Source organism: Streptomyces sp. NPDC059452 (genome assembly GCF_042750035.1).
Lineage (GTDB): Bacteria > Actinomycetota > Actinomycetes > Streptomycetales > Streptomycetaceae > Streptomyces.
Genome location: NZ_JBHYVE010000002.1, coordinates 475,431 through 488,592, shown reverse-complemented (window position 1 = coordinate 488,592; position 13,162 = coordinate 475,431). Strand labels below are relative to the sequence as shown.

The 13,162-nt window shown below is 70.1% G+C and carries 19 protein-coding genes and 1 pseudogene; 12 read left to right on the top strand and 8 right to left on the bottom strand.

Annotated features, from left to right (window positions below; all coding sequences use genetic code 11):
• Positions 1 to 138: 138 nt before the first annotated feature.
• Together ACFW9Z_RS05160 and ACFW9Z_RS05155 are read left to right on the top strand one after the other, a co-directional pair.
• Positions 139 to 597, top strand: a complete 459-nt coding sequence (locus tag ACFW9Z_RS05160) for a helix-turn-helix domain-containing protein (RefSeq protein ID WP_384634523.1) — start codon at positions 139 to 141, stop codon at positions 595 to 597.
• Positions 598 to 601: 4 nt separating this feature from the next.
• A complete protein-coding gene (locus ACFW9Z_RS05155) occupies positions 602 to 1,162 on the top strand; it encodes a PIN domain-containing protein (RefSeq protein WP_384634520.1) in 561 nt (186 codons plus the stop codon).
• A gap of 133 nt (positions 1,163 to 1,295) precedes the next feature.
• Here ACFW9Z_RS05155 and ACFW9Z_RS05150 read toward each other — a convergent pair whose 3' ends face one another.
• The 3 genes from ACFW9Z_RS05150 to ACFW9Z_RS05140 form a co-directional block, all read right to left on the bottom strand.
• Entirely contained in the window at positions 1,296 to 1,643 is a 348-nt protein-coding gene (locus ACFW9Z_RS05150) for a hypothetical protein (protein WP_384634517.1), read from the bottom strand.
• On the bottom strand, positions 1,627 to 1,755 hold the full coding sequence (locus tag ACFW9Z_RS05145) for a hypothetical protein (RefSeq protein WP_384634514.1): 129 nt from the start codon (positions 1,753 to 1,755) through the stop codon (positions 1,627 to 1,629). Before ACFW9Z_RS05145 ends, ACFW9Z_RS05150 begins: the two co-directional genes overlap by 17 nt.
• 232 nt (positions 1,756 to 1,987) lie before the next feature.
• Complete coding sequence (locus tag ACFW9Z_RS05140) at positions 1,988 to 2,422, bottom strand: hypothetical protein (protein WP_384634511.1); 435 nt, start codon at positions 2,420 to 2,422, stop codon at positions 1,988 to 1,990.
• Positions 2,423 to 2,585: 163 nt separating this feature from the next.
• Between ACFW9Z_RS05140 and ACFW9Z_RS05135 the strand changes: the two genes are divergently transcribed.
• The 4 genes from ACFW9Z_RS05135 to ACFW9Z_RS05120 all read left to right on the top strand — a co-directional run bounded on the left by ACFW9Z_RS05135 (position 2,586) and on the right by ACFW9Z_RS05120 (position 5,742).
• Positions 2,586 to 3,005 carry a hypothetical protein gene (locus tag ACFW9Z_RS05135; protein ID WP_384634509.1) on the top strand — a complete coding sequence of 140 codons (420 nt, stop codon included), beginning with the start codon at positions 2,586 to 2,588 and terminating at the stop codon, positions 3,003 to 3,005.
• A gap of 101 nt (positions 3,006 to 3,106) precedes the next feature.
• A complete protein-coding gene (locus ACFW9Z_RS05130) occupies positions 3,107 to 4,078 on the top strand; it encodes an ATP-binding cassette domain-containing protein (RefSeq protein WP_384634506.1) in 972 nt (323 codons plus the stop codon).
• A complete protein-coding gene (locus tag ACFW9Z_RS05125; RefSeq protein ID WP_384634503.1) occupies positions 4,075 to 4,935 on the top strand; it encodes an ABC transporter permease in 861 nt (286 codons plus the stop codon). The genes ACFW9Z_RS05130 and ACFW9Z_RS05125 overlap by 4 nt, the downstream gene beginning before the upstream one ends.
• A 6-nt stretch (positions 4,936 to 4,941) precedes the next feature.
• Positions 4,942 to 5,742 (top strand): ABC transporter permease, encoded by an 801-nt coding sequence (locus tag ACFW9Z_RS05120; protein WP_384634501.1) that lies wholly within the window; start codon positions 4,942 to 4,944, stop codon positions 5,740 to 5,742.
• 293 nt (positions 5,743 to 6,035) lie between these two features.
• Here ACFW9Z_RS05120 and ACFW9Z_RS05115 read toward each other — a convergent pair whose 3' ends face one another.
• Positions 6,036 to 7,400: a hypothetical protein gene (locus tag ACFW9Z_RS05115; protein ID WP_384634498.1), complete on the bottom strand. Its 1,365-nt coding sequence runs from the start codon at positions 7,398 to 7,400 to the stop codon at positions 6,036 to 6,038.
• Positions 7,401 to 7,694: 294 nt separating this feature from the next.
• Here ACFW9Z_RS05115 and ACFW9Z_RS05110 point away from each other — a divergent pair, with 294 nt between their 5' ends.
• From ACFW9Z_RS05110 to ACFW9Z_RS05090, 5 genes are all read left to right on the top strand, one after another.
• The gene (locus ACFW9Z_RS05110; RefSeq protein ID WP_384634644.1) at positions 7,695 to 7,922 is read left to right on the top strand and encodes a hypothetical protein; all 228 of its coding nucleotides are present in this window, start codon (positions 7,695 to 7,697) and stop codon (positions 7,920 to 7,922) included.
• Positions 7,919 to 8,242 carry a hypothetical protein gene (locus ACFW9Z_RS05105; protein ID WP_384634495.1) on the top strand — a complete coding sequence of 108 codons (324 nt, stop codon included), beginning with the start codon at positions 7,919 to 7,921 and terminating at the stop codon, positions 8,240 to 8,242. The genes ACFW9Z_RS05110 and ACFW9Z_RS05105 overlap by 4 nt, the downstream gene beginning before the upstream one ends.
• Complete coding sequence (locus ACFW9Z_RS05100; RefSeq protein WP_384634641.1) at positions 8,242 to 8,628, top strand: hypothetical protein; 387 nt, start codon at positions 8,242 to 8,244, stop codon at positions 8,626 to 8,628. Before ACFW9Z_RS05105 ends, ACFW9Z_RS05100 begins: the two co-directional genes overlap by 1 nt.
• 75 nt (positions 8,629 to 8,703) lie before the next feature.
• A complete protein-coding gene (locus tag ACFW9Z_RS05095) occupies positions 8,704 to 9,105 on the top strand; it encodes a hypothetical protein (RefSeq protein ID WP_384634492.1) in 402 nt (133 codons plus the stop codon).
• 11 nt (positions 9,106 to 9,116) lie between these two features.
• Positions 9,117 to 9,524 carry a hypothetical protein gene (locus ACFW9Z_RS05090; protein ID WP_384634638.1) on the top strand — a complete coding sequence of 136 codons (408 nt, stop codon included), beginning with the start codon at positions 9,117 to 9,119 and terminating at the stop codon, positions 9,522 to 9,524.
• Positions 9,525 to 9,579: 55 nt separating this feature from the next.
• Here the strand turns inward: ACFW9Z_RS05090 and ACFW9Z_RS05085 are convergent, their stop codons facing one another.
• The 4 genes and pseudogenes from ACFW9Z_RS05085 to ACFW9Z_RS05070 form a co-directional block, all read right to left on the bottom strand.
• On the bottom strand, positions 9,580 to 10,701 hold the full coding sequence (locus ACFW9Z_RS05085) for a hypothetical protein (RefSeq protein ID WP_384634489.1): 1,122 nt from the start codon (positions 10,699 to 10,701) through the stop codon (positions 9,580 to 9,582).
• Positions 10,702 to 10,812: 111 nt separating this feature from the next.
• On the bottom strand, positions 10,813 to 11,136 hold the full coding sequence (locus ACFW9Z_RS05080) for a hypothetical protein (RefSeq protein WP_384634486.1): 324 nt from the start codon (positions 11,134 to 11,136) through the stop codon (positions 10,813 to 10,815).
• A gap of 427 nt (positions 11,137 to 11,563) precedes the next feature.
• A pseudogene (locus ACFW9Z_RS05075) lies at positions 11,564 to 11,835 on the bottom strand (GNAT family N-acetyltransferase); the annotation flags it as partial.
• Between the two features lie 42 nt (positions 11,836 to 11,877).
• Positions 11,878 to 12,087: a hypothetical protein gene (locus tag ACFW9Z_RS05070; protein WP_384634483.1), complete on the bottom strand. Its 210-nt coding sequence runs from the start codon at positions 12,085 to 12,087 to the stop codon at positions 11,878 to 11,880.
• 81 nt (positions 12,088 to 12,168) lie between these two features.
• Here ACFW9Z_RS05070 and ACFW9Z_RS05065 point away from each other — a divergent pair, with 81 nt between their 5' ends.
• Positions 12,169 to 13,146: a GlxA family transcriptional regulator gene (locus ACFW9Z_RS05065; protein WP_384634480.1), complete on the top strand. Its 978-nt coding sequence runs from the start codon at positions 12,169 to 12,171 to the stop codon at positions 13,144 to 13,146.
• Positions 13,147 to 13,162 lie beyond the last annotated feature (16 nt).

Sequence of the window (13,162 nt, the reverse complement as noted above, 5' to 3'; positions counted from 1 at the left end):
GTCACTGAGTACACCGGACCTGTCGCCACTGCCCTCACGCCAGTGGGCTTCGTGGTTGCGCCAACACTCATGAAGCCCGCCACCGTCGTCAGCCCTCCGCCGCGCCAACGGCGGTCGGCCCACATCTAGGGGCGCCCCATGACAAAGACCGACCTTCGCCCGGTCAAGCTCCCGGACGACAAGAAGGAAGCCGCCAACCACGCTCTCGCGCGGGTTCGGACGTACTTGGCAGAGCACCAGGAAGCGTCCCAGGTCCGCGTCAGCGTTCAGGGGGAGAATCCTGAACCCCTGGTCCTCCCCCGCGAGGCCGTGGAGCTTCTCGCGTCGCTCCTCGCCCACCTCGGCGCCGGCCGCGCCGTGTCCATCGTTCCCTCCGACGCCGAACTCACCACTCAGCAAGCCGCCGACATGCTCAACGTGTCCCGCCCTTTCCTCATCGGGCTCTTGGACGCAGGAGAGATCGAGTACAGGACCGTCGGCACACACCGCAGGATCACTGCGTCCTCTCTGCTGGAGTACAAGCGTCAGGACGACCACCGTCGCCGCCTGGTGGCGGACGAGCTCACTCAGCTCGGCCAGGAGATGGGAATGAACTGAGGCCATGGCCTTCACCACCGTCTACGACGCCAACGTTCTGTATCCGAGCACCCTGCGTGACGTGCTCATCAGAGTCGCGCAAGCGGGTCTGGTACAGGCGAAGTGGACGGACCGCATCCTCGACGAGACCTTCCGGAACCTGGAGAAGAACCGGCCTGACCTGGCCCCGCACAAGCTGAAGCGAACGCGCGAACTCATGGCGGGCTCCATCCGGAACGTGCTGGTCAGAGGGTACGAGCCACTGATCGGGATGCTCGATCTACCGGACCCGGACGACCGACACGTTCTCGCGGCGGCTGTCCGCGCAAAAGCTCAGGTGATCGTCACGTTCAACCTCAAGGACTTCCCGGCCGACAAGCTGTCGGTCTGGGATGTCCAGGCTGTCCATCCGGACGCGTTCATCGAAGCGCAGGTCGGTCTGTCGCCCCAGTTGGTCTACGGGGTGCTGACACAGATAGCGGACGCGTGGATGGTGCCTCCTGACGCGGTGGTGTCCGATGTGATCGCCTCGCTGGAGAGAGAGGGCCTGGTCGCCTCGGCCGCAGCGCTGCGAGCCATGCGGTAGGCAGCTCACGGCAGTTGCTCCAGCGTCCCGGGATCCGGCCTCCCGAGGCTAGATCTCCCGGGATCCGGCCTCCCGAAGTTCGGTCTCCCGGGATCCCGGCCCCCGGCATCCCCGATCCGGCCGCACGCCCGCGTCAGGTCGTCGCGGTCGTCCCGTCACCGAATCTGGCGGCCTGCATGCGCCGCGCGGCCGTGGCGGCGTCGCCCTCCGGGGCCCAGTCCTTCGGCCGGCAGCCCTCCAGGATGCGTTGTACGGGGGTCCATCCGGCCCACCGAGGAGTGTCCCAGCCCGGCGGGCCCGGCAGGGCCGGGATCTCCCGGTAGTGGTCGGTCCTGACCTCGTTCCAGGCGTGAATGACCAGGCCATCGCCCACACACAGCCCCACATGGCCCCAGTTCTGCCGCCGGCCGAGCATCTCGCCGTGGACGTCGTAGAACACGAAGGCCCCGGCCGGCGGCTCCCCGTCACAGCTCCAGTCCATTGGCCCGTTCGTAGGCGTCCTCCACGAAGGCCAGACAGCGGGAGGCGTAGGACGCCGTCCCGAGGTGCTGTCGCGCCCAGGCGATGGCGTTCTCCGTACGCGTGGTCTCCAAGTGCCGTTCCACAGGGCTTCTTCAGCGGGTTCGGACGCCGGACGGGCCGGTGGTGGGGGCCGCGCGCCGGTACGTGAGGACCGGCCCGGCATACGTCCACGCCCGAGCCGGACCCGGGCCACCGACCCTGCCCGCCCCACCTGTTACGCCGGTCATGGTCGGCATCATGGCCGTCAACCGCGCGCCGCGCACCCGACTTTCCCCCCGCCACCGCAGCCACCCGCCCCCGCCGTCAGGACGCGGCCACCCGTGCTGCCTCCAGCTCGGCCACCAGCCGTGTGATCCGCCGGTTCCGGGTCCGGCCCCAGCTGTGGCCCCCCAGCATCAGCAGCTGGTCCGTCCCGCCGGAGGCCAGCACCAGTTCCGGGACGTCGGACGAGTAGACCGTGCTCGGCAGGACGGCCACCCGCACCTCCCGGATGTCCTTCCACGCGTGGGAGCGCGCCCCGAACAGCCCGGAGTACCGCACCCCCGCCGGGCCGTAGGAGACACCGAGCCCCGGCGCGCGCAGCGTCAGCAGCGCACCCGGTACGCCGACGACCACGACCGGGATCAGGTGGACCACACTGCGGGCGCCCACCGCCATGACTCCGGCGACGAAGAGGCAGGCGCAGCCCATCAGGAAGTAGCCGGGCGCCCAGAGAGTGCGTCTCTTCCTTGCCCGCATACCTGCCCCCGTCCCACCACGCGACGCTCGCGACTCGCGGACCAGCATACGAACGCACCGCATACGCACGTACCGTCGCCCCGGCCCCACACCGGGCACCGGACCCCCACCCCTGAGAAACTGTCCGGCCGCTCAGCGAGCACAAGGGGCATACTTCCGCCTCATGACCGACCACGGCATCGCGCTGCCCCACTACCGCCTCCATGTCGTGCCTGCGGTCGTGGCGCTGGCGAGCCCGACCTGGCAGCGAGAGGTATGGCTCGATCCGGATCGGTTCGAGGACCTCGACCACACCGTGCACGTCCTCTTCGATGACTTCTGCGATGCGGACAACCCCCGGCCCTGGCTGGGGCAGTCCCTCTGCAGCGAGGAGGAGGTGGAGCTGATGGCGCGTCTCGGTGCGGCCTACGGCGCGGTGCAGGACGCGGTCGGCGCCCGTGCCCCTGACGAGGTCTACCTGGACGCACCGGGCTGGTCGGCCGTGGTCTCCGCGGCGGCCCGGCTCGCCCAGGTGCTGGTGTCCAACGACCACTCCGCGTTGAGCGGGCTGCATGACGCCGGCCACCGCCGGACGAGAACATGAACCGCCGGACGAAAATATAATTGGACTAGACCAAGCTTGGCGTGCACACTCTCAGATCGACCCCGCCCGACAGGGCCCGGCCCGCTCCAGGAGAGGCGCACATGCCCGTCATAGAAGTGGCAGACCTCGTCAAGGAGTTCAGCCGGCCCAAACGGCAGGAGGGCGCCTTCGCGGGCATCCGTACGCTGCTGACACGTGAGAGGACCGTCAAGCGTGCCGTGGACGGCGTGAACTTCACGGTCCAGCAGGGCGAGATGGTCGGCTATCTCGGCCCCAACGGTGCGGGGAAGTCCACCACCATCAAGATGCTCACCGGCATCCTCGTCCCCACGTCCGGCACGGTCACGGTCGCCGGTGCCACGCCCTGGCAGGACCGGTCCCGCAACGCCCGCCGGATAGGCGTGGTCTTCGGCCAGCGCAGCCAGCTCTGGTGGGACCTGCCGCTGCGCGACTCGCTCTGGCTGATCGGCCGTCTCTACGACGTGCCGGAGGCCCGGTTCCGCGAGAAGCAGCGGCAGTTCAGCGAGGTGCTCGACCTCGGCCCGTTCCTCGACACCCCCGTACGGCAGCTCTCCCTGGGGCAGCGGATGCGCGGCGACCTGGCCGCCGCGATGCTCTACGACCCGGGCATCCTCTACCTGGACGAGCCGACCGTCGGGCTCGACGTCATCGCCAAGGAGCGCATACGCGCCTTCGTCGGCGAGCTGAACCAGGAATCGGGCACCACGGTCATCCTCACCACCCACGACCTGGACGACGTCGAGGAGCTCTGCGACCGGATCATCCTCATCGACCACGGCAGAGTCGCCTACGACGGCGCGGTGGACGAGCTCAAGACCCGCTACGCCCCGCACCGCGAACTCGTGGTGCAGACCGACCGGCTGGAGAGCGTCGAGGGCGCGGAGGTCGTCCGCCGGGAGGACGGCAAGGTGTGGCTGCGCTTCGACCCCGTACGTACTCCGCCCGCCGAACTGGTGGCCGCGGTGCTCGCGCAGCACCGGGTGACCGACCTCTCGATCGTGGAACCCGAGCTGGAGAGCGTCATCCACCGGATCTACGCGGACCGCGGATGACCGCCCCGACGGCCCGCGCCTCGGCCAAGACGGCCCGCACCTCCGCGAAGCCGCCACTCGGGACGCTGCTCCGGGCCCATCTCGCCTGCGCCCGGATGGAGTTCCGGGCCGCCCTGACCTACCGCACGGCCTATCTGTCCTCCTTCGCGATGATGCTCCTCCAGATCTGGTTGCTGACGGTGGTCTGGAAGGCCCTCTACGACGGCCGTGCGGAGGTGGACGGGCTCAGCCTCACCACCATGACGGCGTACGCGACGCTGACGACGCTCCAGTACCAGTTGGTCAGCCCGTGGCGGTCCTCCCCCATCGACCAGCGCGTACGGGAGGGCAAGGTCGCCGTGGACCTGCTGCGGCCCATCGGCTTCCCCGGGCAGATGCTCGCGGGCCAGCTCGGGTGGGCATCGGCCGCGGTCCCGGTACTGCTGGTGGCCCTGCCGTTCGCGCTGCTGATCGGCGCGGGCCAGGCCCCCGCCTCCACGGCGGCGGGGTTCGCCTACCCCGTGGCCCTGCTCGGCGCGCTGCTCGTGAACCAGTTGCTCGGGCTGCTGCTCGGCATGGTCTCCTTCTGGACCCTGGAGGTGAGCGGCGCCCTGATGGCCTACCGCTTCGTCGCACAGTTCTTCTCCGGCGCCCTGGTCCCGTTGTGGTTCATGCCCGGCCCGGTCCGGGTGGCGGCGGAGTGGCTGCCCTTCCAGGCCACCGCGTACACCCCGGCGGCCGTCTACCTGGGCCAGGTCGAGGGCCTGGGCATCGTGGCCGCCCTCGGGGTCCAGCTCGCCTGGATCGCCGCGCTCGGCGCACTGTCCGCGTACGTCTGGTCGCGCGCCCGGCGCCGCGTCATGTCGCAGGGGGGATGAGGGGCGATGCGAGGACCGCGTGCCTATCTGCTGCTGGCCGGTGCGGCGTTCCGCGCCGAATTCCAGTACCGGGGGAACCTGTTCATCAACATCATCGGCGGCCTGTTCTACCAGGGCGTCGGGCTGGCCTTCATCTGGGCGGTGCTGGACCGCTTCGGGCAGGTCGGCGGCTGGGGACTGGGAGAGATCGCCTTCCTCTACGGGATCAGGCTCACCGCCCACGGCCTGTGGCTGCTCCCCGGCCACCAGCTGATCCACGTCGACGAGGTCGTCATCGAGGGCGAGTACGACCGCTACCTCGTCCGCCCGGTACCGCCCCTGGTCCAGCTCCTCACCCGCAGGGTACGGCTGAGCTCGCTCGGCGACCTGGCGGGCGGAGTGGTCCTCCTCTCCATCGCCTCGGCCTCCGCCCCGGTCGACTGGTCACCGGGAGCCGTCGGCTTCCTCCTGCTCGCGGTGGTGGGCGGCGCACTGGTGGAAGGCGCCCTGCAACTGGCCGCCTCCGCCCTGGTCTTCAGGATGAAGCGGGTCTCCCCCATCAAGTTCGCCATCGACATGATCTTCAACGACTTCGGCAACTACCCGCTGAAGATCTTCGGCCCGGTGGCGGGCTTCGGCCTGACCTTCGTCTTCCCGCTGGCCTTCGTCGCCTATCTGCCCGCGACCGTGCTGATGGACCGGGGAGAGGAGCTCGCTGTACCGGAATGGCTCGCCTGGGGCGCCCCGGGCATCGGCGTGGTGCTCATGTACGCCGCGTACCGCTTCTGGGAACGGCAGTCGCGCCATTACGAGAGCAGTGGGCACTGAGCGGGTCCGCCGGGGCGTCGCGTCGCGGACCGGGACGATGTCACGCAGGGCGGCGGGGCTGACGGCCACTCGACGCAGGCACCACCCTTCGGGCTGTACGAGGACGTGAACCACGGCGTGTGCTCGGTCGTCGCGATGTGCGCTTTCGTAACCGGGAGTTCCACCATCCACGCTCCGGCGGGGCAACGCCGGAGGGCCTCTGCCCGCCGAGGCGGTAACGCGTCGAAGTCGTACTCCAGGACGTAGGCCGCCGCGTTCAGGACCGTCTCATTGACTTCCACGGGACGGTTTGCTTACCGCCCGAGGAGGTAGAGCGCGCGCTCATCGAGCTCCGCCGCACAGCGCACCCCGCGAGCGCGGAACCTCGCGATGTCCTTGCGCATGTTCTTCACAGCCTTGCGTGTACGCGTTGACTGCACGCCGTCCATATGGTTGATGGCCCGGTTCCAGGTCTCACACGCCTCCTCGATCCGTCCACGCTTGAGCTGCATCTCCGCGCCGGCCACGAGGTCGAGGGAGACGATCCGCGCATAGGTCGTGGCGGGGCGGGCGGCCGCCGCTCGGGCGTACTGGCCGGCAGCGGCGCTGAAGTCGCCCAGCGTCTCGTGCACCTTGGCCGTCCGGGAGTAGACGGACGCGGCGGGTGGTCCCCAGGCCAGAGCCCAGAAGGGAGTCTCGTCGCCCTTGTCGGCGGCGAGGAGTTCACGGGCCCGGTCGGCCTCGGCGACAGCGGCTCGCCGTTGTCCGCTCTTGGCGAGGGTGTGGGCGTGGACGACACGGAACAGCGCCATGGTCGCGTTGTCTACCTTGCCCTTGGCTCGGTTCAGTCCGGTTTCCGCGAGGCCCTGGCAGTGCTCGGGACGGTGGAGCTTCAAACCCTGCATGGCCATGGTGCGCATGATGAACCCGTCGTGCCCGGTGATGCCCGACTCGACGGCCAGTGCGTAGGACTGAAGGTAGTAGCGCTGGGCGAGTCCCTGCTGTCCCGCGTCGCAGGACTTCCAGCCCAGGAGGTGCACACCCCGGCTGGCGGCGGAGAGCATGTGCTGGCGCATCTCCTCGTTGCGGAAGCGGGCACGGCACAGCGGTGCGACGTCGTCGCGGAGGTACTGGACCAGGGCTGAGCGCCCGTGCCGGCCGCCGTGGCGTTCGTCCATCTCGGAAAACATCCTCACCATGTCCCTCACCGCACGCACCTCGGCCATTCCGACGATGTGTCCGGTGCGAGCGGCAGCCGACCTGTCGACCACCTCCTGCACGTAGTCGAGAGGCAGTGCGGCAGCGGCCACCGAGTAGGCGGAGCTGGTCAGGAAGGTTCGCCGGTCCAATTCGGCCCTCCACATCGGCACCAGGGCGTCGATCGGGTCCGCCCCGAGGGACAGGCCCATGGTGTCATTCTCTGCCACATCCGGGCTGGGCAGGCCAAGGTCGGCCGGCGTGAGCAGACGGTCGAGGTGCCGGGACAGGGCAGCGGCCAAGAATCGAGCGGTCGTCTCCTGTGGTACGACACCGTTGAGCCAGTGCCGAATCATGCCCTTGTTCGTGGCCAACTCGATGCCGCACTCGGCAGCGACCTGCCGGACGGCCTTGGCGAGCGCTTCATAGGTGAGACCCGACTCGGAGATGCGATCCCGCAGCCGCTGGTTCGGTGCGCTCATGGTCGTTCCCGCCCCCGTGATACCCGTGATACCGCTTGACCTCCCCGTCACCGTACCGCCTGACGCCTACTGCGGGTTGACTGTTCATCACGCCGGGCGACCGCCCTCAGGGAGTTCCGGGGACGCGTCACGCCTGACCACGTTCCACCGGACGTGGCAGCGTCCCGAGGCTGACCGGGCGTCCAGCCGCGAAGGGCCGCGCCGCGTGCAGGCCTCCGGCGGCCCGGTGCCCGCTCTTGTACCGGCGATCGACATACCCCTGTAGAGAAGAGAAGGGAACAAGTGCGAGTGGAGATGGAGTCGCTGCCACCCACCGTGGGTGCACTCGTGGTCGACACCAGTCGTGGTGACCGCGTGGGTGAGTTCCGTGGGGTGGCCGGCTGCTATTGGTCGCTGCGGCCCGTGGGTGGTGGGCGGGAGTGGGAGGTCGAGCCCCGTCACGTACGTCCCGCGCTGGTCATAGAGCAGCTTCGGGCCCGCATCGCGCGGATGAACGCACGCAGTCGGGGTGAGGTCCTGTGAGCGCCCTCGCCCGGTTACGGGTCCAGCTCGCCCTTGCCCTCGGGGCCGTGGAGGTCCGGCTGCGGCTCCGCTTCCCCCGCCTCATGTGGGCGTTCACCCGGGGCCCGGCCGAGCCCGTCGTGCCCTTCGCCGAGCTGCAACGTATCGAAGCCGACCCCGCCTACCGGGCCCTGTTCCTCGCCCGGCTGGACGCGGCGATCACCGACCGGGACGCCGAACGCGAAGCCGTCGTGCACGCGATCGAAGCGGCGGCCGACCGGCTCCGGGCGCTGATCCATACCGACAGCCGCAGCGGTGGCAGTGGTGGGCGTGGCGCGTGATGCGGGCGATGGCGTACGCGTACGCCGCCGAGGTCACCGTGACCGACGGGCGGCGGTTCGCCTCGCTCGGCGGGGTCGCCGTGCCGAACCGGCGGCTCCTCCTGCGCTGGCTCCGCAGGCAGGCGCTGCGTCTCGCGGACGGGCACGGGCTCGTGGTGGCCCCGGACACTCTGCGACCGCCGGTCCGGGATGTGCGGCCGGTTCTCTTCCATGGATCCGACGCCCCGGAAGAGTTGCGGACCTGGGCGACCGACGACGAGCGCCAGGACGATGCGATACAGGCCCTGGAAGCGGGCTTTCCCCTGCTGTTCACCGTAGTTGACCCCGCAGTCGGGCTGAGCCTGACCCTCGCCGGATGGCACATATCCCCGGCCGACCACCCATAGCACCCAGCTCCCCTCCCCCCTCCCTCTCCACCACCACCTCCACAGAAGAGGCCCCACGTGCTGCAATGCACCGCCGTGACCCGGATCCCTCTCGGCGAGGTGACCGTCGCCCTCGTCACCCTGGGCGGCGGGCCCGACGACCCGCCCGACGACTTCACCCTCGACCACTACGTCCTGTGCGAACTCGGCGAGCACACCCCCCTCACCGAACACGCCGCGCTTATCTCCCCCGCCGACACACCCCACCGGCCCGCACTCTGGTTCCTCTGGACCGGCACCGACACCGACCGCACCCACCGCATCACCACAGTGCCCTGGTGCCCCGCCGTCCTCCGCATCCTCGCCACGGCCTCCGCACTGCCGTGCTCACTCTTCAACCACCACACCGGGGCCCACTCCTGGAGCGTGACCGACCCGCTCGGCGACCTCATCGCCGGACCGATCACCTTCGGCGACACCACCGACGACCCGAGATGACGGACCCCACCATGCACCAGTGCACCGCAGTCACCCTCCTGCCACCCCCCGACCACATCATCATCCTGGCAACCCCCGGCCACCGCCCCGAACCCGGCCACATCCTCTGCGAACTGGCCACCGACCACCCCGACGACCACGCCACCATGCTCTGGGACGAAGGAGGCCCGGCCGGTGGCGCCGTCTGGGCCTGCTGGAACACGCATCGCCCCCGGCTCGTCCCGCTCCCCTGGTGCCCCGCACTCGACCCCCGTAAAGAAGCCTGCGAACTCTTCGCCGACCACCCCTCGCCCCACAGCTGGGACATCACCGACCCCACCGACGAAGCGATCACCCACGACCTCGCCCGGCAACACCCCCACCTCTTCCCCGGAACCCCCGAGATCGCCGAACGCACCGAAGAGGGAGACGGGAGCTGACGACTGTCCGCAAGAACCGGGAGAGAGGGTGGCGTACAAACCCCTGCCTGGTCGGCTAGAAGAGGCCGGAGTGCCGGGGGTGCGTGAGGTCCTCAAGAATCCTGCGCAACCACGGGCTGCGGATGGCCGGCAGCCGGACCAGGGTGTGCCGCAGCACATCCAGGTCGGCCCGGAAGAGGTGAGGCGGGTGCGGCGCGGGAGGGTCGAAGTCGTCGCGGCGGACCCCGGCCGGCAGGACCCCCGACGTGGGGACGGGCAGGTCCGGTACGGGGAAGGCCAGCCACCGCCACACCCCGAACGGCAGCGGCACCAGGTACGGCACCGGGTCGGCCGGAGCCCAGGTCGTACCCGTCTGGGGATGGGACGGCACGAGGAGGATGGGGTCGTCCCCTCCGGGAGCCGGTAGTCCGGGTCCAGCCAGGACGGCCTGCCGCGCCGGTGGCCCCGCGGGCAGCAGGGCGCTGAGCGCACGCTGGAACACCTGCTCGGCCAAACCGCCCGGGACGAGCACCGGTTGACCGCCGGACGCCGCCAGGAGGTGGGCGAGCGCCTGGCCGGCCGCTGCCTCCCACTGGGGGCTCCACGACCACCAGTAGTTCGCCCAGTGGCCCGCCACCGTCCGCGCTTCCCAGGAGGCGATGGGCTCGTACGGGGGCGTGCCCGCGTTCTGCGCCATCAACTCGGTCCAGGTGAGCGGCGCGGCGCCGTGGCCGTCGACGCGAAGGCGGCGCACCGCGTCCGGGGCGAGCCACATCGCCTGCCAGAGCGAACAGTCGTCGACCCTGCTCGCTACGGGCAGGGAACACTGGGCGCAGGCCACGTTGGGGCCGTCGGCACCGTCGAGGCCGCAGCAGTAGCCGTCCGGGCGATTCCCGGGGATCAGCACCGTGCCGTCGGCGTCGCCGGGTGCGATGACGATCGCGCCGGGCGCACCGTCGGAGAGGGCGTACACCGGGGCGTACACACCGCGGGCGACTGCTTCGTCCGGGCGGATCTCCTCCCACCTCCGCCACGGCGGCCCCCAGGGCTCCGGGTCCACGGCGAAGGTGCCGGACGCCATGAGCACCGGGAGCTGGACCCCGTTCCCGTACTTCTGATGGGCATGGGCGGGCAGGGCGACCTGGGACAGTGGGGCGGTCAGCCTGGCCCCACAGCCTACGCACGCGAAGACGAACAACCAACCTCCGTAAGGAATCAAAGGAATCAAAGGAATCAGCAGCATGATGTCGGCTCGGCGGCGGACCGGGCGGTGAACGAGTTTCTGGTCGGCCGTGCCGTCGACGACGGACTACCGGAGATCGGTGCTCGGTCGACGACGCCAGTCCCAGTCGGGGTGGCGGCCCAACAGCGTGAGGAATGCGCTCGTCGGCAGGATCTCGAAATGGTTGGTGTCGACGAGGCCGTCGACACCGGGAAGAACCTCACGGAGGAACGCCCGGGCCGCGTCCATGGACTGGCACGACACGTAGACCGCGTACGGTTCGCCGATCGACGACGTGACCTGGTCGAGCTCGTCCGGCTCATAGTCCGTCAGGATGCCGCCCGAGAGGTCGAGGCAGTACGCGTAGCCGTGCCGGTGCAGCCTTTCGTCACCCGTCACAGGGTCCGGCACAAGCCCGAAGGTACGGATTCTCCCTTCAAGGGACGGCCGCTGTTCTGCGGCGACAAGGATGATCACAGACGGCCAGGACACGGCGCTCACCTCCCCAGTGACCGTACCCGCCCCTCGTCGAGGTGGACCGTCCAGGTGTCTCCCACGGCCCTGCGCAGTTCGACCAGGGCCCGCGGCCTCCGCGATGACCGGCGGAGCGTCGGACAGGCGCAAAGGGGAGTCCGGGACGCCGCCGCGGGTGTAGACCGGCAGCTCTCCGGTGCAGGTGAAGGCATGCACCGGAGAGGGCGGGCCACTGAACCAGGTGGGGCGGTGCTCCTCGGCCCATCTGGCCGCGGCGTCAACGCGTTCCGCATGCGCCAGCAGATGTTCCGGCGCGGGCCCGTCGCTGAACTGGACGAGGAAGCCCCGGGCGTCCACCGCCCACCAGTCCCAGAGTGTCGAACGCCCACCGCAGAACAGCGTCCGCGGTCTCCGTGGCATATCCGTGGGCCCACGCGGCGGCATCGAAGACATACCCCAGGGACGCACTGCGGAAGTCCGGGTTCCAGCCGGTCAGGCCACACCAGCCGATGAACGCACCGTCGGAGACACGGTCGACGGCCACCCGCGGCCCGGTTCGGTCCACGGCGGGGAGTCCCAGTAACGCCGCAGCACATGAACGTCGCTGTGCAGCGCGTAGAGCGGCGCCGCGTCGGCGGCGAGGCGGCGAGGCGGCGAGGCGGCGAGGTGATGGGGAGGTCAGGGGCGGCCAGCCGTCTGGACCTTCGCCCAACTCCGCGACGGGAGGCGCCGCGTGGCGTTCTCCCGTTCCGTGGGCGGCGCCTCCCCCCGCTCCGCGTCGCGCAACTGGCGGTCGATACGGCGGTCATGGGCCGCGCCGATGGTGGCGGGGAGGAGGACGAGGGCGAAGAGGGCGGTCACGACCAGGTAGTCCAGGAAGATGTTCATGGCTCCACCTTCGCCCGCCCGGAAGGTTTTGGTCAGTGGCAGCACTGCCACACAGCATCGAATTACTGCCACACTGCCCCCATGCTGAAAAACGTCGCCGTCCTGCTGCTCGACGAGGTCCACCCCTTCGAACTCGGTGTGCTGAGCGAGGTGTTCGGACTGGACCGCAGTGAAGAGGGGCTGCCGGTGCACGACTTCGCCGTCGTCTCCGCCGAGGGTCCCGTGCTCCGCACCCACGCGGGCTTCACGATCAGCACGCCCCACGGCCTGGAGCGGCTGGAGGAGGCCGACCTCATCGCCGTACCGGCGGGCAGCAATTTCATGGACCGGGAGTATCCGGAAGAGGTCCTGGCGGCGCTGCGCCGGGCCGTGGAGCGCGGGGCGCGGGTGCTGAGCGTCTGTTCGGGGGCGTACGTCCTCGGGGCGGCGGGCCTGCTGGACGGGCGCCGCTGCACCACGCACTGGCGCCACGCGGCGGAGCTGGCCCGGCGCTACCCGAAGGCGGTCGTGGAGCCGGACGTGCTGTACGTGGACGAGGGCCCGGTGATCACCTCGGCCGGGACCGCCTCGGGCATCGACGCCTGTCTCCACCTGGTCCGGCAGGCGTACGGGCAGGACGCGGCCAACACCATCGCCCGGCGCATGGTCGTGCCGCCGCACCGGGACGGCGGGCAGGCGCAGTACATCAACCGCCCGCTCCCCCGGAACGCCTGCGACACCGTCGGCTCCACCCTGGCGTGGATGGAGCACCACCTCGACCAGGAGATGACGGTGGAGCAACTGGCCGCGCTGGCCCACATGTCGCCGCGCACCTTCGCCCGCCGCTTCCAGCAGGAGACCGGGACGACCCCGTACCGCTGGCTGCTGCGACAGCGGGTGCTGCTGGCCCAGCACCTGCTGGAGACCTCCGACCAGACGATCGACACCATCGCGGGGCAGACGGGGTTCGGCACGGCGGCGACCCTGCGCCACCAGTTCGTACGCACGCTCGGTACGACGCCGAACGCCTACCGCCGGACCTTCCGGGGCCCGACGAGCACCGTGCCCGACGTCGCCTGAGGGCGGACGCCGGGCA

Bases quoted from the DNA above. Each gene is read 5' to 3' on its own strand.
- ACFW9Z_RS05160 (WP_384634523.1), top strand. From the start codon at position 139: ATGACAAAGACCGACCTTCGCCCGGTCAAGCTCCCGGACGACAAGAAG.
- ACFW9Z_RS05155 (WP_384634520.1), top strand. From the start codon at position 602: ATGGCCTTCACCACCGTCTACGACGCCAACGTTCTGTATCCGAGCACC.
- ACFW9Z_RS05150 (WP_384634517.1), bottom strand. From the start codon at position 1,643: ATGGACTGGAGCTGTGACGGGGAGCCGCCGGCCGGGGCCTTCGTGTTC.
- ACFW9Z_RS05140 (WP_384634511.1), bottom strand. From the start codon at position 2,422: ATGCGGGCAAGGAAGAGACGCACTCTCTGGGCGCCCGGCTACTTCCTG.
- ACFW9Z_RS05135 (WP_384634509.1), top strand. From the start codon at position 2,586: ATGACCGACCACGGCATCGCGCTGCCCCACTACCGCCTCCATGTCGTG.
- ACFW9Z_RS05130 (WP_384634506.1), top strand. From the start codon at position 3,107: ATGCCCGTCATAGAAGTGGCAGACCTCGTCAAGGAGTTCAGCCGGCCC.
- ACFW9Z_RS05125 (WP_384634503.1), top strand. From the start codon at position 4,075: ATGACCGCCCCGACGGCCCGCGCCTCGGCCAAGACGGCCCGCACCTCC.
- ACFW9Z_RS05120 (WP_384634501.1), top strand. From the start codon at position 4,942: ATGCGAGGACCGCGTGCCTATCTGCTGCTGGCCGGTGCGGCGTTCCGC.
- ACFW9Z_RS05115 (WP_384634498.1), bottom strand. From the start codon at position 7,400: ATGAGCGCACCGAACCAGCGGCTGCGGGATCGCATCTCCGAGTCGGGT.
- ACFW9Z_RS05110 (WP_384634644.1), top strand. From the start codon at position 7,695: ATGGAGTCGCTGCCACCCACCGTGGGTGCACTCGTGGTCGACACCAGT.
- ACFW9Z_RS05100 (WP_384634641.1), top strand. From the start codon at position 8,242: ATGCGGGCGATGGCGTACGCGTACGCCGCCGAGGTCACCGTGACCGAC.
- ACFW9Z_RS05090 (WP_384634638.1), top strand. From the start codon at position 9,117: ATGCACCAGTGCACCGCAGTCACCCTCCTGCCACCCCCCGACCACATC.
- ACFW9Z_RS05070 (WP_384634483.1), bottom strand. From the start codon at position 12,087: ATGAACATCTTCCTGGACTACCTGGTCGTGACCGCCCTCTTCGCCCTC.
- ACFW9Z_RS05065 (WP_384634480.1), top strand. From the start codon at position 12,169: ATGCTGAAAAACGTCGCCGTCCTGCTGCTCGACGAGGTCCACCCCTTC.